The following is a 24,776-nucleotide window of genomic DNA, read 5'->3' as shown; positions in this document are numbered from 1 at the left end:
CCCCGCCGGGGAGGAATGCGACCATGGCGCTGAAGCGCACGCAGAAGCAGAAGCTGTACCGGTACGCCGTCTATGCGGTGCTCATCGCGATCGCGGTGTGGGTAGCGCTGACGGCGAACTGGGCGCGCCTCGGTCCGCTGTTCTTCAATCCCGAGGTCGCGGTCAAGATGCTTCCGGGCATCATCACGACCGGACTTGTCAACACGCTGTGGTTCACCGCAGTCGCGTTCCTCGGCGGTCTGCTGCTCGGCATCGTGTTCGCGCTGATGAAGATGTCGGTCATCGGTCCGTTCCGCTGGATTGCGACGATCTACATCGAGCTGTTCCGCGGGCTGCCGGCGATTCTCACGATCTTCGCCATCGCGTTCATCCTGCCGATCGCGGTCGGCGTGCCCGGCAAAGATCTCGGCGGGCCGGTGGTGCTCGGCCTGATCGGTCTGGTCCTCGTGGCGTCCGCCTACATGGCCGAGACCATCCGGGCGGGCCTGCAGGCGGTTCCCAAGGGGCAGACCGAGGCCGCGCGCTCGCTGGGGATGTCGCCCATGGCGACGACGTTCTGGATCGTGATTCCGCAGGGTTTCCGCATCATCATCCCGCCGCTGACGAATGAGTTCGTGCTGCTGCTGAAGGACACCTCGCTGCTGTTCGTGGCGGGAACCTTCATCTGGTCGAAGGAGCTCACGACCTTCGCCCGCGACGCCTCGACGCAGAACGCGAACGGCACGCCGCTGATCATGGCGGCGCTGCTGTACCTGATCGTGACGATTCCGCTCACGCGCTTCACGGCGTGGTTGGAGCGGCGGATGGCGAGGGAAAGATGAGCACGGACCTGATCGATGTCCACGCACCTGCGATCGACATCCAGGGGCTGGTCAAGTCCTATGGCGACAACGAGGTGCTCAAGGGCATCGACCTGACGGTGCTGGGCGGCGAAGTCGTGTGCATCATCGGGCCGTCGGGATCGGGGAAGTCCACGCTGCTGCGGTCGGTGAACCTGCTCGAGCAGCCGACCGACGGTCACATCCTCATCGAGGGCATCGACGTCACCGATGAGGACACTGACATCGACCGGGTGCGTCAGCGCATCGGCATGGTGTTCCAGAGCTTCAACCTGTTCCCGCACATGTCGGTGCTGGGCAACCTGACGATCGCGCAGCGGCGGGTGAAGAAGCGCAGCAAGGCCGAGGCCGAGCAGGTCGCCCGCGAGATGCTCGGGCGCGTGGGACTGGCCGAGAAGGCGGATGCCTTCCCCAGCCACCTCTCCGGCGGTCAGCAGCAGCGCGTCGCGATCGCGCGGGCGCTGTGCATGAACCCCGACATGATGCTCTTCGACGAGCCGACGTCGGCTCTGGACCCCGAGCTGGTCGGCGAGGTGCTGCAGGTCATGCGCACCCTCGCCGACGAGGGGATGACGATGCTCGTCGTCACGCACGAGATGGGGTTCGCTCGGGAGGTCGGCTCGCGTCTGATCTTCATGGACGGCGGGCACATCCTCGAGCAGGGCGACCCGCGCGAGGTGCTCGCCGACCCGCAGCACCCGCGCACCCAGGACTTCCTCTCTCGCGTGCTCTGAGCCGCAGGGGCGAGCCCGTCGTGTCCGGCGAGGGCGCGCCGATCTGGCATCCTGAACTGTGATGGAGATCGGCGCGTTCCTCGGCCTCGAGCAGCTCACCTGGGGCGTGCTCGTCCTCGTGGTAATCGCCGCATTCGGCGCCGGGTGGATAGACGCCGTCGTCGGCGGGGGTGGGCTGCTGCAGCTGCCCGCCGTGCTGCTGATCCCGGGCATCACCCCGGTGCAGGCACTGGCGACGAACAAGCTCGGCTCGATCTTCGGCACCGCGACGAGCAGCGTCACGTACTATCGCCGGGCCAGGCCCGACATCCGCACCGCGCTGCCCATGGCGGCGATCGCGCTGGCGGGATCTTTCGGCGGAGCCGCCGTGGCGACCGTGCTTCCGGCATCCGCCTTCAAACCGATCATCGTGGTCGCGCTGCTGGCGGTCGCGCTGTTCACCGCGTTCAGGCCGCAGCTGGGCGCGGCGACCGCGCTGCGCTTCTCGGGCCATCGCCATCACATCGCAGCCGGCGTGGCAGGACTGGTGATCGGCTTCTACGACGGTCTCATCGGGCCGGGTACGGGAACGTTCCTCGTGATCACGCTCGTTGCGCTGCTCGGCTACGACTTCCTGCAGTCCAGCGCGAAGGCGAAGATCGTGAACTTCGCCACCAACGCCGGCGCCCTGATCCTGTTCATCCCGCATGGCGCGGTGCTGTGGCTGCTGGGTCTCATCCTCGGCGTCGCCAACACCGCGGGCAGCTACCTCGGTTCGCGCATGGCGATCTCGCGCGGATCGGGTTTCATCCGCGTGGTCTTCCTCGCCGTCGTGATCGTGCTGATCGCGAAGCTCGGGGTCGACGTGTGGAACGAGAACGTCGCGCCCCTGCTCGCGGAGCGATGATGCCGGCGACAGAACCCGGCATCCGGCCAAGCGTCCGGACACGATCCTTGCCACGACCGGTGTCTTCCCGCGTAGACTCCGAATTGCGCTCGCTCGGGCGCGCCAGTGCTCCCACGGAGGAGGGACGATGAGGTCACCAGGCTCGATGCGGATCATGGTCGGATTCGCCGGTCTCACTGCGGCGGCGGTCGCGCTCAGCGGATGCTCGGGATCGGGGGACCCCGGTGACGGCGACAAGATCACGCTCGAAGTGCAGTCGGCGATGGGGGAGGGGACGCCCCGCTACGAGGCGCTCAGCGCGCTTGCCAAGGCGTACGAGAAGGACAACCCCGACGTCAAGATCGACGTCGTCGCGCTGGGCAGCGACTACGAGGGCGACATGAAGGTGCGGATGGGCTCGGGCGACCTGCCCGACATCTGGGCCACGCACGGATGGTCGCTGCTTCGCTATAGCGAGTTCCTCGAGCCGCTCGACGATCAGCCGTGGGCGGATCAGCTCAACCCCGTGCTCGACTCGACGATGAAGAACGACGACGGCGAGTTCTTCGCGCTTCCGCTGACGACCGACGTCGCCGGCATCCTGTACAACAAGAGCGTGCTCGAGAAGGCGGGAATCGACCCCACGTCACTCGGGACCATCGAGGCGTTCGACGAGGCGCTCGGCACGCTCAAGGGCGCAGGCGTCGTGCCCATGTCGAGTTCTGGCAAGGACGACTGGTTCGCCGGCAACGTCGCCGACTGGCTCGGGTCGGGCTCGTACGACGAGGCGCAGTCCGAGAAGCTGGCCGACGGCGAGTTCGTCGACAGCGGATTCGAGGAGATGTTCACCAAGCTCGACGAGTGGGCCAAGGCAGGCTACTTCAACCCCGACTGCTCATCAGCGACCAGCGATGACATCGCCGCAGCACTGGGACAGGGCACGACCGCGTTCGTGATGATCCAGAACACCCTCGCCCTCAGCGCGAAGGAGTTCGTGCCGGACGCCCAGATCGGGTTCATCCCCGTGCCCGCCATCAACGGCGACGAGGAGTACCTGATCGGCGGCGAGGGCGTCGCGCTCGGCGCGTGGCGCGACGGTGAGAACAAGGAGGAGGCGCTCGACTTCCTCGAGTTCCTCGCTGAACCGGAGAACATCGGTCAGTTCGCCAGCGATGACGGCAACCCCGCTGGTCTCACCGACATCGACGTCGACCTCGGCGACCTCTCCGACAGCTACGAGCAGTTCTTCACCCCGGGAGAGGTGCGCATGGTGCCGTACTTCGACCGCGCGTATCTACCCAACGGCATGTGGAACACGCTGATCTCGACGACGTCGGGCATCATCACCGGGCAGACCACGGTCGGCTCGGCGGTGAAGCAGGTCGAGGCCGAGTTCGGCACGCTGTACGGGCAGCAGTAGGTCACGCGAGAGGTGAGTTCACGTTCGACGGGGATCTTCCCGCGCCGACTCAACTGGTTCTACGTGCCGGCGCTCGTGCTGTTCGCCGTGTTCTCGATCTACCCGCTGATCAGCGGCATCAGCTTGTCGCTGACGAACTGGAACGGATACAGCCGCAGCAAGGCGTTCGTGGGCTTCGACAACTACCTGCGCCTGCTCGACGACGAGGTGTTCCGCACAGCGCTGGTCAACACCCTGATCTACGGAGTGGGCAGCACCGTGATCCAGCAGGTGCTGGGTCTGGGTCTCGCCGTCGTGCTCGATCGCGTCGTGCGCGGCGCAGCGTTGCTGCGCGCGGTCATCTACCTGCCGGTGCTGGTCTCGCCCGTGGTGCTCGGCACGATGTACTACCTGATCTTCCGATACAACAACGGCGCCCTGAACGATGTGCGGGCGCTGTTCGGCGCGGAGCAGGTCGCGTGGCTGTCGGATGCCTCATTCGCGATCGCCGCGATCGTCATCGTCAACTCGCTGCAGTTCGTCGGCATCTCGATGGTCATCTACCTGGCCGGTCTGCAGGGCGTGCCGACGGAGTACTACGAGGCGGCGCAGCTCGACGGCGCGACCTGGTGGCAGAGCTTCCGCAGCATCGCCGTGCCGCTGCTGCAGCCGGCCTTCGCGACGAGCATTGTGCTGAACCTGATCGGCGGCCTGAAGCTGTTCGACATCGTGCAGGTGCTCACCGGCGGGGGCCCCGGTCAGTCCACCCACTCGGTGTCGACGCTGATCGGCGAGACGTACTTCTCGAATCAGGCGGCCGGATACTCGGCCGCGATCGGCGTGGTGCTGTTCGTGCTGATTGTAGCGGTCACCTTCGTTCTGAACTCCCTGCTGAACCGGAAGCGGGTCGAGCTGTGAAAGACGCTGCGGCTCCGTCGAAGGCGCTCATCTACATCGGCCTGGCGTTCATCGCCGTGTTGCAGCTGCTGCCGTTCTACTTCGGGCTCACCACGGCATCCAAACCCAAGACCGATCTGTCGTCGCCGTGGGTCTTCCCCGGCGAGATCCACTGGGCCAACTTCGCCACGGCGATGCAGCAGGGCAACATCCTGCAGGCGATCGGCAACAGCGCTCTCGTGACGGCCGTATCGACACTGCTGGTCTGCGTGCTGGGGGCTCTGACCGCCTACCCCCTCGCGCGGCGGGTCACTCGCGGCAACCGGTTGATCTACGCCTGCATCATCAGCCTGATCATGATCCCGCCGCTGTCGGTGCTCGTGCCGCTCTACACGCTCATGAAAGACCTCGGCGGGCTGAACACCCACTGGGGCATCATCGTGCTGATGGTCACCGGCAACCTGCCCCTCGCGGTGTTCCTGTACACCGCGTTCATGCGCAGCCTGCCCGTGTCGATCGAGGAGGCGGCGACGGTCGACGGGGCTGGTCCGCTGCAGGTGCTGTTCCGGATCGTGTTCCCCATGCTGCGGCCGGTCACCGCCACCGTCGCGATCCTCGCGGGGGTCGGCATCTGGAACGAGTTCGCGTTGAGCACGTACTTCCTGCGCACCGACGAGACCCGCACGATCGCCCCGGCCGTCGCCGGGTTCTTCGCGGCGCAGGGCAGCAACCCGGGCGCCGCGGCGGCGGCATCCGTGCTCTCGGTCGTGCCGGTGCTGGTCGCCTACCTGTTCCTGCAGCGCAGCTTCATAAAGGGGATGGTCGCCGGCTCGCTGAAGTGAGCCGGCTCAGAGGCGACGACGTCAGCGCGCCAGGTGGTACTTGAAGCCGACGTGCGAGCCGATGTAGCCGAGGCGTTCATAGAACCGGTGTGCGTCGGTGCGGGCGGCATCCGAGGTCAGCTGCACCATCGCCGCGCCGAGCGCCGGGGCCGCGTCCTCCGACACCCAGCGCATGAGGGCCGAGCCGATGCCGCCGGAGCGCAGGTCGCTGCGCACCCGCACCGCCTCGACGAGCAGGCGGCGCGCGCCCTGCCTCGCCATGCCGGGGATGGAGGTGAGCTGCAGTGTGCCGACGATCGCTCCGTCGAGGTCGACGACGAGCAGGTCGTTCGAGGCTCCGCGAGGATCTCGTCGAGAGCGGTCAGATAGGCCGCGCGGTCGGCATCCGATGCCTCGTCCCCGCGGGACGCACTGATGGGGTCGTCGGCGAGCAGCGCGATGATCCCGTCGGCATCATCCCCAGTCGCACGCCGCAGCACCGCGTTCCCGACGCGCGAGTCGACCGGATGGGGAAGGGGAAGGGATGCCAGCATCCGGCCAGTCTTCCAGCATTCGCGCCTCGCCCTGCACGGCGGGCAGCCCGGTCAGGCTTCGGCGCGCACCGCGACGGGTATCGGATCGACAGCGAGGAACACCCGCTCGCCGAACGATGGGTGCGCGTGCGCATCATGCTGCACGCGCACCAGTTCGCCGCGGTCGGTCCGCACAAGAGTGCGACGGATGCTGCCCAGGAACGTGGTCTCCTCGACGGTGCCGGCGGTCGCGGCATCCGCCTCGCCGGTGAAGCGGAGGTTCTCGGGACGCAGGAGCACGTCGACGTCGCCGACAGCAGGCGTGCTCGTCGGAAGCGACCGCCCCCACACCGTGACGGCGTCGCCTGAGGCCACACCCGGGACGACGCTCGAGAGTCCGATGAACGACGCGACATGCGCGGTCGCGGGGCGGCGGTACAGCTCCTCCGGAGTGCCGATCTGGTGGATGCGTCCGGCATCCATCACCACAATCCGGTCGGAGACGGCCAGGGCCTCCTCCTGATCGTGCGTCACGAAGACGGTCGTGATCCCCACGCGCAGCTGGATGCGGCGGATCTCGTCTCGCAGCTGCGCCCGCACCTTGGCGTCCAGCGCCGAGAGCGGCTCGTCGAGCAGCAGCACACGCGGCTCGGTGACGAGAGCCCGGGCGAGCGCGACTCGCTGCTGCTGCCCGCCGGAGAGCTGGTGCGGGAAGCGGTCGGCGAACTCCCCCAGACCGACCAGGGCGAGGGCGTCGAGCGCCCTGCGCGCGGCGGCAGCCTTGCCCACGCCGCGCCGACGCAGCCCGAATGCGGTGTTGCCGGCGACGTCGAGGTGCGGGAACAGCGAGTACGACTGGAACACCATGCCGATGTCGCGCTTGTTGGTGGGGACACGCGACACGTCCTGACCGCCCAGCAGCACAGCGCCGGCATCCGCATGCTCCAGACCGGCCAGCACACGCAGGGCGGTGGTCTTGCCGCAGCCCGAGGGCCCGAGCAGCGACACGAATTCGCCGGGCGCGATGTCGAGGTCGACGCCGTGCAGCACCCGATTCGCGCCGTAGCTCTTCTCGATGCCCTGGAACTGCACGCGCGTGCCCTCGCCCGCCTCAGCGAGCAGCAGGTTGTCCGCGGTTGCCGGGAGATGGCTCGGCATGGTCATTGGTCGGCCTTTCGATTGCCGCGCGCAGCGCGGCCGATGATGAGCAGCAGCAGGAAGCAGAACAGCAGTGCGAGCAGCGTGAAGATCGCCGGCGTGTAGGCATCCTGCTTCTGGACGACGATCATCGCGGTCTGGAACACCTGCCGGTTCAGCAGCGACGCGATCGTGAACTCGCCCAGCACGACGGCGATCGAGATGAGGGATGCCGACAGCAGACCTTGACGCAGGTTCGGGGCGAGCACGTTCACGACGACCGTGGGCCAGCTCGCGCCGAGCGAGCGGGCGGCCTCGGAGAGCGTGCGCACGTCGGCCGCGTCGATGGACGCCTGGATCGCGCGGTACGCGAACGGCAGCACCGTGATGCCGTAGGCGAAAGCGAGCGTCCATGTGCCGGTGCCGAGTGTGCGACCGATCTGGAGGTAGATCGGGGAGAGGCCGACGACGAGCACGATCGCGGGGATCGAGATCGGCAGGAGCGACGTGAACTCGAACACCGGCTTCAGTTTCGGCAAGCGAAGATTCACGAGGATCATCGTCGGCGCGAGCAGCATGAGCACGATCACCACGGTGACGATCGCGAGGACGAGCGAGTTGCCCAGGCCTGTCCAGATCGGTCTGATCGCAGCCGACGCTGCGGGATCCAGCAGTGCCGCCCATCGCGTGAACGACAGGCCGCCCTCTCGGTCGCGCAGCGTGTACAGGAACGTCGCGATCAGCGGGACCGCGAAGAAGGCGCCGGTCAGGATGCCGATGACCCACCGCGTCGCGCGAGAGGGCGCGATGCGGCTCACGACCGCCACCTCGCCGCGCGTCGCTGGACGAGCGAGTGCAGCCCCATCACGACGCCGACGACGACGATCATGCCGAGCGCGAGCGCTCCGGCGAGGCTATCGCGGCCGAGCAGGGTCTCGCTGGTGAGCGCCGCACGGATCTGCAGCGGGACGACCTGCGAACCCTGGCTGGCGAGCGCCGCGGCGGTCGCGTACGACGAGAACGCGTTGGCGAACAACAGCAGCAGGCTGGCCAGGAAGGAGGGGGCGAGGACGGGGATGCCGATGCGCAGCCAGAATCCGAGGCGGGTGCCCCCCAAAGTGAGGTTGGCTTCGGCCCACTGCGGCTTCAGCGCTGCGAGGGCCGGCATGAACGTGATCACCATGAGGGGCACCTGGAAGTAGATGTAGGGGAGGATGAGGCCGGGGACGTCGTAGAGCCACACGCCGTCCGCGAAGATGTCGACGCCGAAGGCGTCCCTGAGCAGCACGGTGACGACGCCCTGCAGGCCGATCGTCGCGATGAACGCGAACGCGAGCATGACGCCGCCGAACTGTGCGAGAACGCCGGCCACGGCATCCACCGTCTGGCGCAGAGGGCCGTGGGGGTTCGTCCCCAGCAGGGCATAACAGATCAGAGCGCCCCCCACGGCGCCGATGACGGCGGTCAGCAGCGACAGCGACGCGGAGTTCGCGAACGTGTTCAGGACGACCGGATCGACGAGTGCGGTGACGTTCGTCCAGGTGAAGGCGCCGTCGCGGTCGAAGAAGCCCGATCCGATCGCGAGGATCGTCGGCGCGACCAGGAACAGCACCATGTAGGCGCCGAAGGGGACGAGCCCCAGCCACGCCCAAGACCAGCCCGACCGCCGGGCCGTCTGAGACGACCCGGCGGTGGTGGGGACGGATGCCGTGGCATCCGTCCTCGCGATCAGCAGCGTCACTGAACCGCCACGGCCCACTTCTCGCCGAGCAGCGTGCCGGCATCCGTCGACTGCTTCTCGGTCGGGACGACCGTCTCGGCAGGGGCGTCGGGCAGGGCGGCCGCGAGCTTCGCATCGATCGTGCCCGCTGCGGTCATGGCCTCCATGCGCGCGGGACGGGCACCGCCCTTGAGCCACAGGTTCTGCACCTCGTCGCTGTAGAGGAACTCCTGCCACAGGCGTGCCGCTGCCGGGTGCGGGGCATCCTTGTTGACGGCCTGGTTGTAGTACGAGGCGTAGCCGACGCCGTCGAGCACGACGACCTTCCAGTCGGGGTTGTCCTTGCCGGCGGAGGCGTTGAGGTAGTCCCAGTCGAAGACGACCGGGGTCTCGCCGCTCGTGATGGTGGCGGGAGTCACATCCACCTTGAGGAAGTTGCCCGCCTTCTGCAGCTCGCCGAAGAACTCGATGCCGGGGGTGTAGTCGTCGAGCGTGCCGTCGGACTGCACAGTGGCGAGGCCGACGGCGCCGAATGCGGAGCCGGCCTGGGTCGGGTCGCCGTTGATCGCGACGGCGCCCGTGAAATCGGCGCCCTTGAGGTCGTCGAGCGAGGTGGGCTCGGGGTACTTCGACGAGTCGTAGCCGATCGACATGTATCCGCCGTAGTCGCCGACGAACAGACCGGTGGGCTCCTTCAGTGCGTCGGGGATCTCGTCGAAGTTCTCGACCTTGTACGGTGCGAAGCTGTCGGTGCTCTGCAGAGCGACGGCGAGTCCGAGGTCGAACACGTCAGGGGCGGTGTCCAGGCCCTTGTTGGTCTCGGCTGCTGTGATCTCCTCGGCGCTGGAAGCATCGGGCGAGGCCTCGTTGATGGTGATCTCGGGGTAGCGCTCGGCGAACAGATCGAGGATCTCCCCGTAGTTGGCCCAGTCGCGGGGTAGGGCGATCACGTTCAGGGCGCCCTCGGCCTTGGCTGCCGCCTCGAGCTCTTCGAGGGTGCCGAAGTCGGCGAGCGACGTCGCGGTCGCGGCGTCAACGGATGAGGCGGCGTCGCTGTCGCTTGCGCTGCTGCTGGCGGCGCAGGAGGTCAGTGCCAGGGCGGCCGTGGCCGCGAGGGCGATGCCGGCGACGAGACGCGCGGGGCGGGTGAGGGTGGTCATCAGGGTTTCCTCTCGGATTTCCTGCGCTGGCGCGCGGGAGTCGGGTTACGAGAGGAAGCTACGGAGCGCGAGTTACCGGGTGGCGCGAGTCGGGTGAACGCGAGGTGTCGTGAGGGCGAATCGGTGAGGGGTCGGCTGTCCGTGCGGTTACGTCGAGACCCCCGGCTGCAGACATCAGCAGCCGAGGGTCTCGACGGTAGGTGGGCCTCGGTGTCAGGCGTCTTCGGGTTCGAAGTCGACGCCGGCCTCGGCGCGCTGCTCGGCCGTGATCGGCGCGGGCGCCTCCGTCAGCGGGTCGAAGCCGCCACCCGACTTCGGGAAGGCGATGACCTCGCGGATCGACTCCGTCTTCGTCAGGTGCTGCATGACGCGGTCCATGCCGAGTGCGATGCCGCCGTGCGGGGGAGCGCCGAACTTGAACGCCTCGAGCAGGAAGCCGAACTTCTCGTCGGCCTGCTCTTCGGTGATGCCCATCACGTTGAACACGCGCTTCTGCACGTCTTCACGGTGGATGCGGATCGATCCGCCGCCGAGCTCGGAGCCGTTGCAGACGATGTCGTACGCATACGCGAGAGCGGAGGCCGGATCGGTGTCGAATGTGTCGGCGAACTCCGGCTTCGGGCCGGTGAACGCGTGGTGCACGGCAGTCCACGCTCCCGAGCCGACCGCGACATCACCGGATGCCACCGCGTCACCGGCGGGCTCGAACATCGGCGCGTCGACGACCCAGGTGAAGGCGAACACGTTCGGGTCGAGCAGCTCGAGGCGGCGGCCGATCTCGACGCGTGCGGCGCCGAGCAGCGCGCGGCTGGCCTTCGTCTCGCCCGCGGCGAAGAAAGCGCAGTCGCCCGGCTTCGCGCCCACGAGCTCGGCGAGGCCCGCCTGTTCGGTCTCGGAGAGGTTCTTGGCGACGGGGCCGCCGAGCGTGCCGTCCTCGTTGAAGAGCACGTACGCCAGGCCGCGGGCACCGCGCTGCTTGGCCCAGTCCTGCCAGGCATCCAGCGTCTTGCGCGGTTGCGACGCGCCGCCGGGCATCAGCACGGCTCCGACGTACTCCGACTGGAAGACCCGGAACGGCGTGTTCACGAAGTACTCGGTCGCCTCGACGAGCTCGAGACCGAAGCGCAGGTCGGGCTTGTCGGAGCCGTACTTGGCCATCGCGTCGGCGTAGGTCATGCGCGGCAGCGGAGTCTGCACGTCGACGTCGATGGTCTTCCACATCGCGACGATCAGCGACTCCATCATCTCGATGACGTCTTCCTGCTCGACGAACGACATCTCGATGTCGAGCTGGGTGAACTCGGGCTGACGGTCTGCGCGGAAGTCCTCATCGCGGTAGCAGCGCGCGATCTGGAAGTACTTCTCCACACCGCCGACCATCAGCAGCTGCTTGAACAGCTGCGGCGACTGCGGCAGTGCGTACCAGCTGCCCGGGTGCAGGCGGGCCGGCACGAGGAAGTCGCGGGCGCCCTCGGGGGTCGAACGCGTCAGCGTCGGCGTCTCGACCTCGACGAAGTCGCGACCGTGCAGCTCGTCGCGGATCGCCTTATAGACGTCGGAGCGCAGGCGCATGGCGGCGGCCGGGTTCGGGCGGCGCAGGTCGAGGTAGCGATGCTTCAGACGCACCTCCTCGCCGATCGGGTCGGACTCGGCCAGGCCGCTCGAGACCTGAAAGGGGAGGGGAGCGGACTCGTTGAGCACGACCACCTCGGCCGCGATCACCTCGATCTCACCGGTCGGCAGATTCGGGTTCTCGTTGCCCTCGGGGCGACGCGACACCTCGCCGGTCACCTGCAGCACGAACTCCGAGCGCAGCGGGTGGGCCACCTCTTCGTCGCGGATGACGACCTGCGCGATGCCCGACGCATCGCGAAGATCGATGAACGCGACGCCTCCGTGATCGCGGCGACGATCGACCCAACCCGAGAGGGTGACGGTCTGACCGATGTGCGAGGCATCGAGTGAGCCTGCCGTGTGTGTGCGAAGCACGGAGATTCCTTCTGATCGGGGAAATACGAACCCGCCCAGTCTACGTGGCGGGTCGCGACGGCCGATTCGTACCGGGCTGGCGCCAGATACCGCGAGACTTCCGTTCCAGCACGAAACCGGATGCATAGAGCGAAGTGTCGTGCTGGAACAGAAGTCTCGCGAAGTGCGATGTCGTGGAACTGCCGCGATACGGTGGGCGGGTGACGGCACGACGACTCCACCTGGTGCGCCATGGCGAAGTGCACAACCCCAAGCGGGTGCTGTACGGCCGCCTCCCCGACTACCACCTGAGCAGGGCAGGGCGCCGGATGGCGCGTGATGCGGCCGAACATCTGGCATCCAGGGGCCGACCGGTGAGCGAACTGCGCTGCTCGCCGCTCGAGCGCACCCAGGAATCGGCCGAGCCGTTCACCGAGCTGTTCGGTCTCGAGGCGACGCACGACGCCCGCATCATCGAACCGGCGAACGTGTTCGAGGGGCAGCGGATGTCGCGCGCCCTGCGCAACCCGTTCAACTGGCGCCACCTGCGGCGGCCGTCGGTGCCCAGCTGGGGTGAGCCGTACACGTCGATCGCGACGCGCATGCGCGCGGCGATGGATGAGTCATGGGATGCCGCCGAGCGGGCAGCCGCGGGGTACGACGGCGACATCGTGTTCATCTCGCATCAGGCGCCGATCTGGATCACGCACCTGTCGGTCGCCGGCCTCACGCTGCAGCACGACCCGCGCACCCGCCGCTGCGCGCTGTCGAGCATCACCTCGTTCGAGCGGGTCGGCGACGTCTGGCGCGAGGTCGACTACGCCGAGCCGGCGGCCAAGGGCGTCGATCTCGGCGCCGTCTGACCTCCATCCGCGTTCGAATCGCTCGACTGTCAGCTCTCTCGGCTGAGAAGCGGTCATTCAAGCGATTCGAAAGCCGCCGGGGCAGCTCGGCTCAGAGCGCGCATAGGAACCGCGCGTACGATTCCCAGCGTGTCCGTGCCTGCTCGTTCCCTTCGCGGCGCCTGGCGCATCGGCGCCGCAGCGCTCGCCGCGACGCTCGCCATCGGTCTGAGCGCGTGCGCGCCCGACCCCATGGTCGAGGCGTACAAGAACGGTGATCAGAAGGCGTACACGACCGCTGATTTCCGGGTCGAGCCGATCCCCGCGGCCAAGCGCAAGGCGCCCGTCGACTTCGGCGGCGTCACCGAAGACGGCGAGAAGTTCTCGAGTGACGACATCCGCGGCGAGGTCGCCGTCGTCAACTTCTGGTACGCCGGATGCGGCCCGTGCCGCATCGAAGCAGAAGACCTCGAGGCCACCTGGCAGAAGCACAAAGACGACGGCGTGCAGTTCATCGGCGTGAACATCTACGACCAGGCCGACACCGCGAAGGCGTTCGCGAAGACCTACGGCGTGACCTACCCGAGCCTCATGGACGCCACCACGGGCGATGCCAAGCTCGCCTTCGCCCGCGTGACGCCGATCCAGGCGCCCCCGACCACTCTCGTGCTCGACCGGCAGGGCCGGGTCGCCGCCCGCATCATCGGACCGATCGACGGCACCTCGATCCTGTCGACGCTCATCAAGGACGCCCTCGAGGAGAAGGCGTGAGCCCGGATGCCGTGATCGGAGCCGGCGCGCTCTGGATCGCCGTCCCGCTCGCCCTGCTCGCCGGGCTCGTGTCGTTCCTGTCGCCGTGCATCCTGCCGCTCGTGCCGGGCTATCTCGGGTTCCTCGGGGGAGCGGCAGGCGTGAAGGCGCCGTCGTCACAGGTCACCGCTCCCGCCTCCCAGCGTCGGCGGATGCTGCTCGGCGTCCTCCTCTTCATCGCCGGCTTCACGGTGGTGTTCGTCGCCTATACGGTGATCGGCGGCGCGGCATCCGTCTTCTTCCTCGAATGGGGCGACCTCATCACCCGCATCCTGGGCGGCGTGGTCGTGCTGATGGGCCTGGTCTTCCTCGGCTTGTTCGGGTTCGCGCAGCGGCAGTACAAGATGCAGGTCGACTCGACGGCCGGCCTCATCGGCGCGCCGCTGCTCGGCTTCACCCTCGCGATCGGCTGGGCGCCGTGCACCGGACCGACGCTCGGCGCCATCATCAGCGTCGGCTGGACGCTGGGCGACCCGTGGCGCGCCGGGCTGCTCGGCGTCGCGTACTCGCTCGGCCTCGGCATCCCGTTCCTGCTCGTCGCGCTCGGCTTCGGCTGGGCGACCAGCGCGACCGCGTTCATGCGTCGGCACATCCGCATCGTCAACATCGTCGGCGGTGCGCTGCTGATCGTGCTCGGTGTGCTGATGGTCACCGGCGTGTGGACCCAGATCATGTCTCGACTCACGGCGGTGATGAGCAGTGTCATCCTCCCCCTCTGATCGCTCAGGGATCGATGAGGGCGCGGCAGCGGCATCCGACCCGCTGCGCCCCTCAGATCACATCGACTCCGCTCCCGTCGACGACAACGAGATCAACCAGCCCAAGCTGGGCGTCGTCGGCTGGCTGCGGTGGGGCTGGCGTCAGCTGACGTCGATGCGCGTCGCGCTGGTGCTGCTGCTCATCCTCGCCATCGCCGCGATCCCCGGATCGGTGTTCCCGCAGCGCACAGCCGACCCCAACGGTGTCGTGCAGTACAAGCAGAACAACCCCGACATCTTCCCGGTGCTCGACGCGATGCGGATGTTCGACGTGTACTCGTCGCCGTGGTTCTCGGCCATCTACCTGCTGCTGTTCATCTCTCTGATCGGCTGCATCATCCCGCGCATCAAGCACCACGCCAAGGCGCTGCGCGCGCTGCCGCCACGCACCCCGGCGCGGCTCGGCCGACTCGAGCACCACCGAGCCGCAGTCTGGGCTCCTGAGCCTCCCCAGGGGGAAGGCGACGCGGCCGCCGCGATCGACGTCGCCGAGAAGCAGCTGAAATCGCTGGGCTATCGCGTCGCCCGCTACGACCGGGGTCGCACCTGGTCTGTGTCGGCCGAGCGCGGCTACTGGCGCGAGACAGGTAACCTGCTCTTCCACATCGCCCTCGTCGGCGTGCTCGTCACGGTGGGCATCGGCGGCGGCTTCGCGTACACCGGCCAGCGCGTAGTCATCGAGGGCGCCAGCTACGTCAACACCCTGATCGACTACAACTCGATCAACCGAGGGCGTTTCGTCGCCGACGACTCCTTCCAGCCCTACGCGCTGACCCTCGACTCGTTCGACGTCACCTACGAGGACTTCGGCACACCCGGCGCCGGCCAGGCGGGCAACTTCGCCGCCAACCTCTCGGTGCGAAACGTCGACGGCTCGACGAGCAAGGGAACCGTGCGGGTCAACCACCCGCTGCACGTCGGCGGCGACAGCATCTACCTGCTCGGCAACGGCTACGCGCCGACCATCACGGTGCGCAACGCCGAGGGCGAGAAGGTGTTCAGCGGGCCGGTGGAGTTCCTGCCGCAGGACAGCGCGATGACCTCGCTCGGCGTGGTCAAGATCACCGACGGCATGCCCGAGCAGCTCGGCATGATCGGCTTCCTCTATCCGACGCCGCTGAAGATGAAGAGCGGTGCGTACACGTCGGTGCACGGTGCGCTGAACCTGCCGCTGCTGACGCTGGACGTGTACCGGGGAGACCTGGGCGTCGACGGCGGCAAGCCGGTGTCGGTGTTCGAACTCGACACCGACGGTCTCGAGAAGCTCAACGGGCGCACCACCGATACGAAGTCGATCGAGCTGCAGCCCGGCGAGACGGCCGACCTGCCCGACGGGCTCGGCACGGTCACGTTCGAGAACGTGTCGCCGGAGGGCGCGAACGACACCCTGCAGTCGGTCAAGCGCTACGTCTCGCTGCAGATCCACCACGACGCCTCCGCCCCGTGGGTGCTGGCGTTCGCGCTGCTTGCCCTCGGCGGTCTGGGGCTCGCCCTCTTCGTGCCGCGCCGGCGCATGTGGGTGAAGGCCACCGCCGCTGACGACGGCATCCACCTCGAGTACGCCGCCCTCGCGCGCGGCGACGATCCGACCCTCGCCGCCGCCGTGGACGACCTCGTCCGCGGACACGAGCGGCTTCTCGAAGCGGCCGCGCCGAAGGGCTCGACCCCCGCGAAGGGAGCATGACCCATGCCCGACCTCGATTCGATCTCGATCCTCACGCTGTGGACGGCCATCGCCGTCTACGCCGGCTCGTTCATCGCCTACGCGTTCGACCTCGCCCGACGCTCCTCGGCGACGACCGCCGAGGTCGAGGCGCCGGTGCTGGTCGCGGCCGGGGGAGCGGATGCCCGTGGCGCCGGCTCACCGGCATCCGGAGCCGCTGCAGGCAAGCGGGGGAAGCGCGGGAGCGGCAAGCCGCGGTATATCTTCGCCCGCATCGGCACGGCGCTGGCCATCCTGGGGTGGCTGTTCCATCTCACCTCGACGCTGACCCGCGGCTTCGCCGCCGGCCGCGTGCCGTGGGCGAACCTGTACGAGTTCGCGATGGTCGGCACGCTGCTGATCATGGCCGTGTACCTGGTGGTGCTCACCCGCATCGATCTGCGCTACCTGGGCACGTTCATCTCCGGCCTCGTCGTGGTGCTGCTCGGGGCCGCCGCGGCGAACTTCTACGTCGCCGTGACCCCGCTCGTCGACCCGCTGAAGTCGGTGTGGCTCGTGATCCACGTCTTCGTGGCGTCGCTGTCGACCGCGCTGTTCGCCCTGGCGTTCGCGCTGTCGGTCATGCAGCTGATGCAGTCGCGGCGCGAGCGTCGCCTGGCTGAAGGCATCGAGAAGCCCGGCCCGGGGTTCCTGCGCACGCTGCCGAACACGGTGCGCCTCGAGAACATGGCCTACCACTTCACCGTCGTCGGCTTCATCTTCTGGACCTTCACCCTAATCGCCGGCTCGATCTGGGCGCAGGACGCCTGGGGCCGCTACTGGGGCTTCGACGTGAAGGAGACCTGGACCTTCATCATCTGGGTGCTGTACGCCGGGTACATCCACGCCCGTGCGACGCGCGGCTGGCGCGGCAACCCGTCTGCATGGCTGTCGATCACCGGCTTCACCGCCGTGATCTTCAACTTCGCCATCGTGAACGTCTTCTTCAAGGGACTGCACGCGTACTCCGGCCTGAGCTGAGCCACCGTTCTGGTTCCCCGCTTCCTGAGAACAGGCCGGTTCGCGAGAGCAGGACGGATGCCCGGGAACGGGCCTGTCGTGGTGAACGAGCCTGTTCTCGGTGTGCCTCGCCCGCGTGGAGGTAGGCGAACACGCGGAGGGAGGCGGATATCCGTGAGGATCGCCTGCCCCGGCGTATTCGCCTGCGTCGGATGAGTTCTGTTCTCAGAAGCAGGCTGGTTCGCGAGAACAGGACGGATGCCGGGAACCGGGCCTGTCGTGGTGAACGAGCCTGTTCTCGGTGCGCCTGCCCGCGGCCCAGCTCGGCTTGGCACACGCGGAGGTAGGCGAACACGCGGAGGGAGGCGGATATCGCGAGGATCGCCTACCCCGGCGTGTTCGCCTACCCGGCGAGTCAGCCCACGGGCATCCGGATGCTATGCCGCGGCCAGCACCGCCTTGGCAGAGGTCGTACGTCGTGTGGCCACGGCCACGGTCGCGGCCACGAGAGACAGCACGGCCCAGACGACCAGCCCCGCGAAGGCGGCTCCGCTCGGCTCGATCAGACCGCTCAGCGCCGGCGTCGTCGGCATCGCTGCTCCGAGACCGGCGAGCCAGTCGGGCACCGTCGAGATCAGGCTCGTCGCGAACGCCAGCACACCGACCAGGGTGCTGATCCAGCGTCCGATGCCGCCGAGCACGGCGACGAGCGCCTGGTTGATCGCCGCGAACGCGATGCCGGCGCTGATCGCGAAACCGGCGAAGCCCCACCATGTCGCCGCGTCGTATTCGACGACGAGCTGCACGACCAGTGCGAGCACCAGGCCCTGGGCCGCGCCGATCGCAGCGGCGGGCCAGAAGCCGCGCAGCACCATGCCCGCCGACGAGCGTCGTGAGGTGAGGGCGCTGCCGGGAACCGCCCGCAGCGCGATGAACGTCGCCAGTGCCCCGAACCACAGCACGACAGCCGACAGCAGCGGGATCGTCGCGGGTCCGAAGAAGTCGTTCGAGTCGGAGCTCGAAGTGACCGGATCGGCGATCACCGACGCGAGCGAGGTCGACTGCTCGTCGTCGAACGACGGCAGCGAGGTCGAGGCGGTGCGCAGACCCTCGGCGAGATCGCCGGTGCCGGATGCCAGTTCGTCGAGCCCGTTCGAGAGCTCACCCGCACCGTCACCGAGCGCGGAGATGCCGTCTCCCAGCTGCGAGGCGCCGGAGGCGAGGCCTGATGCTCCGGTCGCCGACTGGCTCACGCCGTCGGCGAGCTGGCCCAGTCCGCCGCCGAGCTGCGATGCCGCCGTGCCGGCCGTGCGCAGCTGCCCGGCGATCTGCTTGGGGGCTTCAGCGCTGAGCTGCGTAAGCCCGTCTGCAGTCCCTGCGGCTGCCTGCGCTGCAGGCTCCGCGTACTGCGACGCGGCGCCGGCGGCTTGCGCGGCCAGTCCTGCAGGCTCGATCAGGCCGCCAGCGAGTGCCACGGCGCGGTCCAAGTCGCCGCAGAAGCCGGGGCTCGCGGTGCGGTCGCACTGCGCGGCGAGGCCGGCGAGCTGCTGGGAGAGTCCGCTGACGCCGGTCTGCACGCCGGCGGTCGCCTCCGCGGCGCCGTCCGCCGCTTGCTTGACCCCGGCGGTGGCCTGCTTGGCCCCGTTCGCGGCATCCACCAGCTGACTCGGCACCAGCCCATTATTCTCGAGCGCCGCTGCTCCCGAGATCAGTCCCTGTCCGAGCTGCGTCGCGCCGGAGCCCGCTTCGCGGGCCTTGCCTGCGATCGTGTTCAGGCCGCCGGCCAGCTCACCCGCACCGTCGGCGAGCTTGTTCGCCCCGTCGGCCAGCTGGGCCGCGCCACCGGGGATCTCCGCCGCCCCGTCCGCCGCAGAACGTGCACCGTCCGCGAGCTGGTCGGCGCCGTCGGCGGCATCGCCGATCTGGTCGCCGATGGTCTTGAAGCCGATCAGCACGTTGCCGACCGTCGCCTCGCTCAGCATGGTGCCCAGGGTCGATGCGGCGACCGAGGCGATCTGCTGGCTGATCAGCCCGTCGGCCACGCGTCCGTCCGGCGGTGTCGTGACGCTGATCTCGGCCTGTTCGGCCTGATCAGCGGCTCCGTCGCCCTCCTGCAGAGCCGCTCCCGCCGAGGTCGCGTCCTTCGAGAACGACTTCGGGATCGTCACGACCGCCTGGTAGCGGCCGTCGGCCATGCCCTCGGCCGCGTCGTCCTCGTTCGAGATGACCCAGGTCAGGTTCGAATCGAGCTCGTCAGAGCCCTCAACGAGGCCGGCGGCGAGCTGGCGGCCGAGCGGGGTGTACTGCCCGTCGATAGTGACCGGCTTGTCGAGGTTGACGACCGCGGCCGTCATCTCCTCGAGGCGGTCGGTCGGGTTGTGCAGTGCCGCGACGAGGATCCCGCCGATCATCGCGGGCAGCAGCAGTACACCGATCACGGTCAGCCAGGTGATCGGCCGCCGCGAGCGTGCGCGTTCGATGGGGAGGGTCATGCGTTCACCTCGGTCGAGTCGGAGAGATCTGTTCGTCGAGACCCCGTGCTGTCGTCGACACCCCGTGCTGTCGACGTCGAAAGGGCGGGGTCTGGGCGAGAGGACGGGGTGTCGGCCGAAGAGGGGAGGTCGGTGACGGATGCCTGGGCCCGGCCGGCATCCACGAGCAGGCGCTGCGCGGCATCCGGGTCGGGCGTGGTGAAGACGACCGCGAGGTCGTCGCCTGCGTCTCGAAGCCGCGCGACGAGCTGGTCGCGATCGGATGCGGGGATGCGCTCGACACCGTCGAGGATCACCAGTCCGGTGCGCCCGCGCAGCGCTTCGCTGAGCTGGGCGCCGGTGTCCGGCTCGTCGAGCAGGGCCACGCCGACGTGCGCGCGCACCCAGGCCGAGCGGCCGGGCAGCAGATGCCCGGTGACGCGCAGCCTTCCGGCATCCGGCTTCACCCGCCCGCCGAGCACGAGGGCCAGGGTGCGCAGGGCGCGGGGCGTCGCTCCGGTGACGACGAGCGAACCGCCCGGTGCGAGTCGCAGGCGCGCGCCCTGGATACCGGCGTCGTCGACGTCGAGTTCATCGGCTGCGACGATGCTGCCGTCACCAGGCCACGCGTCGAGCGCACGCTCACGTTCGACCGCCTCGCCCTCGATGTCGACGTGCGGCAGGATGCGCTGCATCCATCGCGGGATGCTCCATGCGCGGTCGCCGAGAATCGCCATCACCGCGGGGATCAGCGTCATCCGCACGAGGAACGCGTCGATCGCGATGCCCGCGGCGAGCCCCAGGGCGATCGGCTTGAGCGACGAGTCGCCTTCGGGCACGAACGCGACGAAGACGGCGAACATGATCAGCGCCGCGGCGGTGACCACGCGGGCGGTGCCGGCGAACCCGGAGCGCACGGCCTCGACGGCAGCGGCCCGGGGCCCCTGAACCTGGCGAAGGGCGCCGGAGTGGACGAAGTCCTCCCGCATCCGCGAGACGAGGAACACCTGATAGTCCATCGCCAGACCGAACAGCACACCCATCAGCACGATCGGCATGAAGCTGATGATCGGACCGGTGCGGGCGACATGCAGGGCATCGGCGAACCAGCCCCATTCGAAGACCGCGGCGACGACGCCGAACGCGGCGACGATCGAGAGCAGGTATCCGATCGCGGCGGTGACCGGCACCCAGATCGAGCGGAACACGATCGCGAGCAGGATCAGCGAGAGGCCGATCACGAACACGCCGAACGGCAGCAGCGCCGCACCGAGCTGGTCGGAGATGTCGATCGCGACGGCGGTAAACCCGGTGACCTTCAGATCGATCCCGTACTCGTCGAGCCATTCGTCGTGGTGCGAGCGCAGCTCGCGCACGAGGTCGCTGGTCGCCGGGTCGTCTGGCGCCGTCTTCGGGATGATCTGCACGATGCCGGTGTCGGCCGTCTCGTTCGGCGTCGCGAGTGCGACCTCGCGCACACCCGGGAGCTTCTCGACCTCGTCGCCGAGATCCTGCATGAGGTTCAGCGGGTCGGTCGAGGTGACGATCGTGCCGGTGAGGATCAGCGGGCCGTTGAAGCCGGGGCCGAACTCCTCGGCGGTGAGGTCGTAGCTGACCCGCGCCTCGGAACCCTTGGGCAGCACGCCCGCGTTGGGAAGGGCGAGATTGAGGCTGAGGGCCGGGATCGCCACGATGCCGAGGCCGACGATGACTGCAGTGGCGACGAGGATCGGGCGCTTCGTGATGGTGTCGACCCAGCGGCGCGAGAACGGGCGCCGAGGCGCGGCATCCGTCTTCTGGCGCGCGCGACGCGGGCGCCCGGCGACCCGACTCTTCAGGAAGCCGAGCATCGCGGGGGTGAGGGTGACCGAGATCGCGACGGCGATCGCAACGGCGACAGAGGCGGCGATGCCCATGGTCGTCAGGAACGGGATGCCCGCGAAGCCGAGCCCGATCAGGGCGATCAGAACCGTGACGCCCGCGAACACGACGGCGGAGCCGGCCGTGCCGACCGCGCGCGCCGCCGACTCCTCGGGCGCCATGCCTTCGCGCACCTGGTCCTGATGGCGCGCGACGATGAACAGCGCGTAGTCGATGCCGACCGCGAGACCGAGCATGAGGGCGAGCAGGGGGGTGGTCGACGAGACCGTCGCGAATGCGGTCGCCGCGAAGATGCCGGCCATCGAGATGCCGACGCCGAGCACGGCCGTCAGCAGCGGCAGGCCGGCGACGACGAACGAGCGGAAGGTGACGATCAGCACGAGCAGCGCGATGAGCAGACCGATCGCCTCGGTGATCGTCACGGTGGGGATCGACGACGCGAACAGGTCGCCGCCGAGAGCCGTCTGCGACCCGTCGGGCAGCGCCGCGGCCAGATCGTCGACCTGCTGCTGCAGGTCGTCCTTCACGCTGTCGGGCACGTCGGTGGACTGCCCGTCGAACTGCAGGCGCACGATTGCCGCGGTCTTCTCGGTGTTGACCATGCCCGAGATGTTCTCGTCGTAGGGCGAGGTCACCGCGAGCACGCCGTCGATGCGCTCGAGCTCACTCACCGTGTCCTCTATGCGGTCGCGGTACGCGGCATCGGTCACGTCATCGCCGTCGGCGGCGACGACGATGAACTGGGCGTTCGTGCCGCTCACCTGGGGGAAGGTGCGCTGCAGCTGCTCGAGTCCGGCCTGCGACTCGGTGCCGGGGATAGAGAAGGTGTTGTCGGTTCCCGCGCCGAGCCCCAGGGCGCCGCCGCCGGCGACGCCGAGCACGATCAGCCAGGCGACGAGCACGCGCCAGGGGTGGCGGAACGACCAGCGGCCGAGCGAGGAGAGAAGGGTGGACACGCGGCCTCCGCGGAATCTCGATACACAGATGTATTGAATACGTAGATGTATCGTAAGGGCATCGGGGTGCCGGATGCTGTGCACCCGATGTGAAGGAGGAGCCGATGTCGACGACGCGCAGCCGTGAGAACACCCGCGCGCGCCTGCTCGAGGCGGCTGCGCAGGTGTTCGCCGAAGTGGGTCTGGAGGGCGCCACTGTCGAAGCCGTCTGCGAGCGGGCCGGATTCACCCGCGGCGCGTTCTACTCGAACTTCGAGTCGAAGGACGCCCTGTTCCTCGAGCTCGCCGCATCGGTCGGCGAAGCGCGCCTGCAGGCCGTCCGCGAGCGGGTCTCGGCCCTCGTCGGCCAGAACGCCATCGACGACTGCGACCCGGCCGACCTCGTGCAGCAGATCATGGATTCCGGCGCCGACGACCGGGTCGGCGTGATGATGATGAGCGAGATCCGCATCCGCGCACTGCGCGACCCGTCGTTCGGCGCGGCCTATCTCGCGCAGGAGAACGAGATGATGCAGAGCATCGTCGCGATCATCCAGGAGATCGTCGACTCGGGGCAGATCGCCCTGCGCATCGATGCTGAGGAGGCTGCCCGGCTGCTGATGATCGTGTGGGAGGGCATGAGCGTGCGCTCCGCCATGAACGGCGACGACTCCGACCGACTGCGGCGTACGGGCAGCGAGGCTCTCGGACGAATGGTCGAGCTGATCCGGCGCTAGACGCCGGCCCTACGCTCCGGCCCTTTTCGCGTACTCTGGCCGCCGGTTCTGGTCGATGGCCTCAGGCTCGGGCATCCAGCAGCGCGTGGCAGCGCTCGAGACGCGCCAGCCACCAGTCGCGCCGCTCGGCCGGTGCCTCCAGGCGCGCCAGCGCACCGGCATCCGGACTCACCCGCGCCGCCGACACAGACCCGCCCACCGGGCGGGCGTCGGCGACGTCGTCGGTGAAGAGCGAGGCGGTGCCCAGTCCGCAGTCGAACTCGAGAGAGGGGAGGGATGCGGCGAGCGCCGCCCCCTGCGACAGCCCCACTGCGGTGTCGAGCGCGCTCGAGACGACCGCTGGCAGCCCCGCCTGCGCGACGATGTCGAGCGCTCGCCGGATGCCGCCGAGCGGCTGCGCCTTGATGACGACGAGGTCCGCGGCGCCGGCGCGGGCGACTGCCAGCGGATCATCGGCCTTGCGGATGCTCTCGTCGGCGGCGATCGGGATGCCCATGTGCTTCACCCGGCGGCGCAGCTCCGCGAGCTCGTCGACCGACGCGCAGGGCTGCTCGGCGTATTCCAGATCGAACTCGGCGAGGGCGTGGATGGCGTGCTCGGCCTCGTCGACGTTCCAGCCGGCGTTCGCGTCGACGCGGATCCGCCCTTCCGGCCCCATCTGTGCGCGAACGGCGCGCACGCGGGCGATGTCGTCGGCCAGCACCTGGCCGCGCTCGGCCACCTTGACCTTGGCGGTGCGGCATCCGTCGAATCGCGCGAGAACCTCCGCCACCTGCGCCGGGTCGACGGCCGGAACGGTGGCGTTGACGGGGATGCGCTCGCGCAGCGCCGCGGGCTGCTCGTGCCAGGCGAAGTCGATCGCCGCAGCGAGCCATGTGGCCGCCTCGGCGTCGGCGTACTCGACGAAAGGCGAGAACTCCGCCCAGCCCTGCGGCCCCTCGAACAGCATCGCCTCGCGCACGTCGACGCCGCGGAAGCGCGTGTTCATCGGCAGGGCGACCACGCGGGCGGTCGCGAGCAGGTCGGCGAGGGGCGGCGTCATGCGTCCATCATGCCCGCGCATCCGGCCTCGGCGCGCGAGGTCAGCCGACCTTCTTCTGCAGCTCGCCGAGGCGCCCGGTGGGTCGGAAGCCGAGGCGGGTGTTGACGGCGAGCATGTGCTCGACGCGGCGGATCTGCACCGGTGGGCTCATCGCCCCAGACTACGGCGGCGTCGAGCGCATCAATGTGTCGTTGACAATGGTGTGCGTCGCACAATATAGTGACTCGCATGAGCGACAGTGAGTTCGACGTCCATCTGCAGGAGCTGCGGCGAGGCACCATCGTGCTCGCCAGCCTGCAGCTGCTGCGCACCCCGGGTTACGGGTACGGTCTGCTGGAGCAGCTGGCATCCGCCGGCTTCCCCACCGATGCCAACACGCTCTACCCGCTGCTGCGCCGACTCGAGAAGCAGGGCTATCTCGACAGCGAGTGGAACACAGACGAGGCGAGGCCCCGCAAGTTCTACCGCACCTCCGAGGCGGGCGTCCGCCTCGCGACCACACTGACTCAGGAGGTCGCGGCCATCGCCGCCGCGACCGCCGCGCTCCGTGACGAGGAGAACTGAC

At 68.7% G+C, this 24,776-nt stretch carries 21 protein-coding genes and 1 pseudogene; 13 read left to right on the top strand and 9 right to left on the bottom strand.

Going from position 1 to position 24,776, the window contains the following annotated elements; genetic code table 11:
- The first annotated feature begins 23 nt into the window (after positions 1–23).
- The 6 genes from V2S05_RS11670 to V2S05_RS11645 all read left to right on the top strand — a co-directional run bounded on the left by V2S05_RS11670 (position 24) and on the right by V2S05_RS11645 (position 5,576).
- A complete protein-coding gene (locus V2S05_RS11670; RefSeq protein ID WP_413635524.1) occupies positions 24–821 on the top strand; it encodes an amino acid ABC transporter permease in 798 nt (265 codons plus the stop codon).
- Positions 818–1,573 carry an amino acid ABC transporter ATP-binding protein gene (locus V2S05_RS11665; protein WP_413635522.1) on the top strand — a complete coding sequence of 252 codons (756 nt, stop codon included), beginning with the start codon at positions 818–820 and terminating at the stop codon, positions 1,571–1,573. The genes V2S05_RS11670 and V2S05_RS11665 overlap by 4 nt, the downstream gene beginning before the upstream one ends.
- 61 nt (positions 1,574–1,634) lie before the next feature.
- Positions 1,635–2,459, top strand: a complete 825-nt coding sequence (locus V2S05_RS11660) for a sulfite exporter TauE/SafE family protein (RefSeq protein ID WP_413635521.1) — start codon at positions 1,635–1,637, stop codon at positions 2,457–2,459.
- A gap of 127 nt (positions 2,460–2,586) precedes the next feature.
- On the top strand, positions 2,587–3,858 hold the full coding sequence (locus tag V2S05_RS11655) for an ABC transporter substrate-binding protein (RefSeq protein WP_413635520.1): 1,272 nt from the start codon (positions 2,587–2,589) through the stop codon (positions 3,856–3,858).
- A 12-nt stretch (positions 3,859–3,870) separates the two neighbouring features.
- Positions 3,871–4,755: a carbohydrate ABC transporter permease gene (locus V2S05_RS11650; protein ID WP_271638546.1), complete on the top strand. Its 885-nt coding sequence runs from the start codon at positions 3,871–3,873 to the stop codon at positions 4,753–4,755.
- Positions 4,752–5,576: a carbohydrate ABC transporter permease gene (locus V2S05_RS11645; protein WP_413635519.1), complete on the top strand. Its 825-nt coding sequence runs from the start codon at positions 4,752–4,754 to the stop codon at positions 5,574–5,576. Before V2S05_RS11650 ends, V2S05_RS11645 begins: the two co-directional genes overlap by 4 nt.
- Before the next feature lie 21 nt (positions 5,577–5,597).
- Here V2S05_RS11645 and V2S05_RS11640 read toward each other — a convergent pair.
- The 6 genes and pseudogenes from V2S05_RS11640 to aspS all read right to left on the bottom strand — a co-directional run bounded on the left by V2S05_RS11640 (position 5,598) and on the right by aspS (position 12,094).
- A pseudogene (locus V2S05_RS11640) lies at positions 5,598–6,109 on the bottom strand (N-acetyltransferase family protein).
- A 51-nt stretch (positions 6,110–6,160) separates the two neighbouring features.
- Entirely contained in the window at positions 6,161–7,252 is a 1,092-nt protein-coding gene (locus tag V2S05_RS11635) for an ABC transporter ATP-binding protein (protein WP_413635518.1), read from the bottom strand.
- Positions 7,249–8,043, bottom strand: coding sequence for an ABC transporter permease (locus V2S05_RS11630; RefSeq protein WP_413635516.1), 795 nt, complete (start codon positions 8,041–8,043; stop codon positions 7,249–7,251). The genes V2S05_RS11635 and V2S05_RS11630 overlap by 4 nt, the downstream gene beginning before the upstream one ends.
- Positions 8,040–8,984 carry an ABC transporter permease gene (locus tag V2S05_RS11625; RefSeq protein ID WP_413635515.1) on the bottom strand — a complete coding sequence of 315 codons (945 nt, stop codon included), beginning with the start codon at positions 8,982–8,984 and terminating at the stop codon, positions 8,040–8,042. The genes V2S05_RS11630 and V2S05_RS11625 overlap by 4 nt, the downstream gene beginning before the upstream one ends.
- On the bottom strand, positions 8,963–10,105 hold the full coding sequence (locus V2S05_RS11620) for an ABC transporter substrate-binding protein (RefSeq protein ID WP_413635513.1): 1,143 nt from the start codon (positions 10,103–10,105) through the stop codon (positions 8,963–8,965). Before V2S05_RS11620 ends, V2S05_RS11625 begins: the two co-directional genes overlap by 22 nt.
- Before the next feature lie 213 nt (positions 10,106–10,318).
- Positions 10,319–12,094, bottom strand: coding sequence for an aspartate--tRNA ligase (gene aspS, locus V2S05_RS11615; protein ID WP_271638540.1), 1,776 nt, complete (start codon positions 12,092–12,094; stop codon positions 10,319–10,321).
- A 200-nt stretch (positions 12,095–12,294) separates the two neighbouring features.
- Between aspS and V2S05_RS11610 the strand changes: the two genes are divergently transcribed.
- The 5 genes from V2S05_RS11610 to ccsB all read left to right on the top strand — a co-directional run bounded on the left by V2S05_RS11610 (position 12,295) and on the right by ccsB (position 17,166).
- Entirely contained in the window at positions 12,295–12,936 is a 642-nt protein-coding gene (locus V2S05_RS11610; protein WP_413635511.1) for a histidine phosphatase family protein, read from the top strand.
- Positions 12,937–13,065: 129 nt separating this feature from the next.
- Positions 13,066–13,686 carry a TlpA family protein disulfide reductase gene (locus tag V2S05_RS11605; protein ID WP_413635509.1) on the top strand — a complete coding sequence of 207 codons (621 nt, stop codon included), beginning with the start codon at positions 13,066–13,068 and terminating at the stop codon, positions 13,684–13,686.
- Entirely contained in the window at positions 13,683–14,444 is a 762-nt protein-coding gene (locus tag V2S05_RS11600) for a cytochrome c biogenesis CcdA family protein (protein ID WP_413635508.1), read from the top strand. Before V2S05_RS11605 ends, V2S05_RS11600 begins: the two co-directional genes overlap by 4 nt.
- A complete protein-coding gene (locus V2S05_RS11595) occupies positions 14,425–16,167 on the top strand; it encodes a cytochrome c biogenesis protein ResB (RefSeq protein ID WP_413635506.1) in 1,743 nt (580 codons plus the stop codon). The genes V2S05_RS11600 and V2S05_RS11595 overlap by 20 nt, the downstream gene beginning before the upstream one ends.
- A 3-nt stretch (positions 16,168–16,170) precedes the next feature.
- Entirely contained in the window at positions 16,171–17,166 is a 996-nt protein-coding gene (gene ccsB, locus V2S05_RS11590) for a c-type cytochrome biogenesis protein CcsB (RefSeq protein WP_413635505.1), read from the top strand.
- A gap of 416 nt (positions 17,167–17,582) precedes the next feature.
- Here ccsB and V2S05_RS11585 read toward each other — a convergent pair whose 3' ends face one another.
- Both V2S05_RS11585 and V2S05_RS11580 read right to left on the bottom strand, forming a co-directional pair.
- On the bottom strand, positions 17,583–19,637 hold the full coding sequence (locus V2S05_RS11585; protein ID WP_413635504.1) for a YhgE/Pip domain-containing protein: 2,055 nt from the start codon (positions 19,635–19,637) through the stop codon (positions 17,583–17,585).
- Positions 19,634–22,453: an efflux RND transporter permease subunit gene (locus V2S05_RS11580; protein ID WP_413635502.1), complete on the bottom strand. Its 2,820-nt coding sequence runs from the start codon at positions 22,451–22,453 to the stop codon at positions 19,634–19,636. Before V2S05_RS11580 ends, V2S05_RS11585 begins: the two co-directional genes overlap by 4 nt.
- 104 nt (positions 22,454–22,557) lie before the next feature.
- On the opposite strand from V2S05_RS11580, the gene V2S05_RS11575 reads away from it, so the two are divergent.
- Positions 22,558–23,169 carry a TetR/AcrR family transcriptional regulator gene (locus V2S05_RS11575; protein ID WP_413635500.1) on the top strand — a complete coding sequence of 204 codons (612 nt, stop codon included), beginning with the start codon at positions 22,558–22,560 and terminating at the stop codon, positions 23,167–23,169.
- A gap of 61 nt (positions 23,170–23,230) precedes the next feature.
- On the opposite strand, the gene V2S05_RS11570 is transcribed toward V2S05_RS11575, so the two are convergent.
- Positions 23,231–24,211, bottom strand: coding sequence for an o-succinylbenzoate synthase (locus tag V2S05_RS11570; protein ID WP_413635498.1), 981 nt, complete (start codon positions 24,209–24,211; stop codon positions 23,231–23,233).
- A 228-nt stretch (positions 24,212–24,439) separates the two neighbouring features.
- Here V2S05_RS11570 and V2S05_RS11565 point away from each other — a divergent pair, with 228 nt between their 5' ends.
- On the top strand, positions 24,440–24,775 hold the full coding sequence (locus tag V2S05_RS11565; RefSeq protein WP_413635496.1) for a PadR family transcriptional regulator: 336 nt from the start codon (positions 24,440–24,442) through the stop codon (positions 24,773–24,775).
- Position 24,776 lies beyond the last annotated feature (1 nt).

This window comes from Microbacterium sp. OR16 (assembly GCF_047306725.1).
Taxonomy (GTDB): Bacteria; Actinomycetota; Actinomycetes; order Actinomycetales; family Microbacteriaceae; genus Microbacterium.
Note: the sequence above shows the minus strand (reverse complement) of the source record. Positions and strands in the feature narration are given on the sequence as shown.